This window comes from Variovorax sp. 20P10.2.4 (assembly GCF_058244205.1).
Window position 1 is genome coordinate 1 of record NZ_JBZAYE010000999.1, and the last position, 1,826, is coordinate 1,826.

Below are 1,826 nucleotides of genomic sequence, written 5' to 3' on the forward strand. Positions count from 1 at the left end.
GTTGATGTAGCCCGTGAAGCGGGTCTGGTCGACCAGCGCGGCGAGCGCCTCCTCCACCAGCGAGGCGGCGTTGCGCGAGGCGCGGAAGTGGTAGGAGGCTTCCATGATCACGCCGCCCGGCCGGTAGGCGCGCGTGGCGGCATCGCGGTCGAGGAAACCGTAGCCGGCCATCATGCTCAGCGTGCGCGAGGCCGAGCTCTTGGGCAGGCCCAGCTCGTTCACCACGTCCGTCACCGTGATGTCGCGGCGCAGGCGCGCGATCAGTTTCAGGACGTCCATGGCGTTGGCGAGGGTGCTCATATCTGGGGTCGGTGGATCGAGGGAATCATAGGTTCGGCGCGCGACAAAGGCAGGGGCGGGATGCGGGCTCGGGTGAACCGCGCTTGACAGCGCCCGGACCGGTCCTATGATGCGGTTCAACATTATTGCATCAAGTTCCAAAAAATGGAACTACTGAAAAGATGAGCATCGATACCGAGGCCACGGCGCTCGCGCCGCTGCACGACCACAACTCGCCCGCGCTGCACCCCAAGGCCCTGGCACCGGCCAACCTGGTCCTCACGCTGGTGCTCAGCGTGTTCGGCGCCATCGTCGGCATCCAGATGCTCGCGAGCCTGGGCATCACGCCGAGCACCTCGCTGATCGGCGCGCTCGCGGCCATGACCCTGGCGCGCGTGCCGCTGGCCATGTTCCGCGGCTTCCGCTCGGTGCATGCGCAGAACCTCGCGCAGACCAGCATCTCGTCGGCCACCTTCGGCGCGGCCAACAGCCTGTTCCTGCCGATCGGCATCCCGTTCCTGTTCGGCCTGCCCGAGATGGTGGTGCCGATGCTGGTCGGCGTGAGCCTCGCGATGCTGCTCGATGCCTGGCTGCTCTACCGCATGTTCGACACGCCGGCCTTCCCCGCGAAGAACCCGTGGCCGCTGGGCATCGCGGCGGCCGAGGCGATCAAGGCCGGCGACGGTGGCGGCAAGCAGACCTGGCCGCTGCTGGGCGGACTGGCCACGGGCGCGCTGGGCGCGGTGTTCAAGCTGCCGATGTCGGCCTTCGGCGTGGCGCTGATCGGCGGCCTGGGCGCGATGACGGCATTCGGCATCGGACTGCTGGTGCGCGGCTACGCCTTGCCGCTGACGGGCATCGACATCGGCGCGCTCTACCTGCCGCACGGGATGATGATCGGCGCCGGCATCGTGGCGCTGGCGCAAGTGGGCCGCGTGGTGCTGAAGAAGCACGGCGTCACTGCAGGCGCGCCCGATGCGCGCGGCGCCCGCGCGCTGGGCCGCTCGCTGCGCCTGGGCGGCATCGGCTACCTCGCGATCATGGTGCTGCTGGCCGTGGGCACGGGCGTCTACCACGGCATGTCGCCGGGCATGCTCGTGGGCTTCGTGCTCTACGGCACCTTCGCGGCCTTCGTGCACGAGCTGATCGTGGGCATCGCGGCCATGCATTCGGGCTGGTTCCCGGCCTTCGCGGTGGCGCTGATCTCGCTCCTGATCGGCATCCTGATCGGCTTTCCGCCCGAGGCACTGGTGGTGCTAGCGGGCTTCTCGGCCGCCACCGGGCCGGCCTTTGCCGACATGGGCTACGACCTCAAGGCCGGCCACCTGCTGCGCGGCGAGACCTCGGGCACGGCCTTCGAGACCGCGGGCCGGCGCGAACAGATGATCGCCGGCATGGTGGGCTTCGCGGTGGCGATCGTGGTCGTGGCCTGCAGCTGGCGGCTGTTCTTCGCCAACCACCAGACGGCGCCGATCAACGCGGCCTACGTCGCGGCCATCCAGGCCGGCATCTCGGGCGACACCGCGCGCAACCTCGCGCTGTGGGCC

Annotated in this window: 2 protein-coding genes; one reads left to right on the forward strand and one right to left on the reverse strand. The window is 69.5% G+C overall.

Annotated features, from left to right (window positions below):
• Positions 1 to 423 (reverse strand): helix-turn-helix domain-containing protein (locus AC27VN_RS40370; protein ID WP_490880348.1); only part of this gene is annotated, 423 nt, incomplete at its 3' end.
• A gap of 38 nt (positions 424 to 461) precedes the next feature.
• Here AC27VN_RS40370 and AC27VN_RS40375 point away from each other — a divergent pair.
• Positions 462 to 1,826, forward strand: a 1,365-nt coding sequence (locus AC27VN_RS40375) for an OPT/YSL family transporter (RefSeq protein WP_490880349.1), incomplete at its 3' end; no start/stop codon positions are given.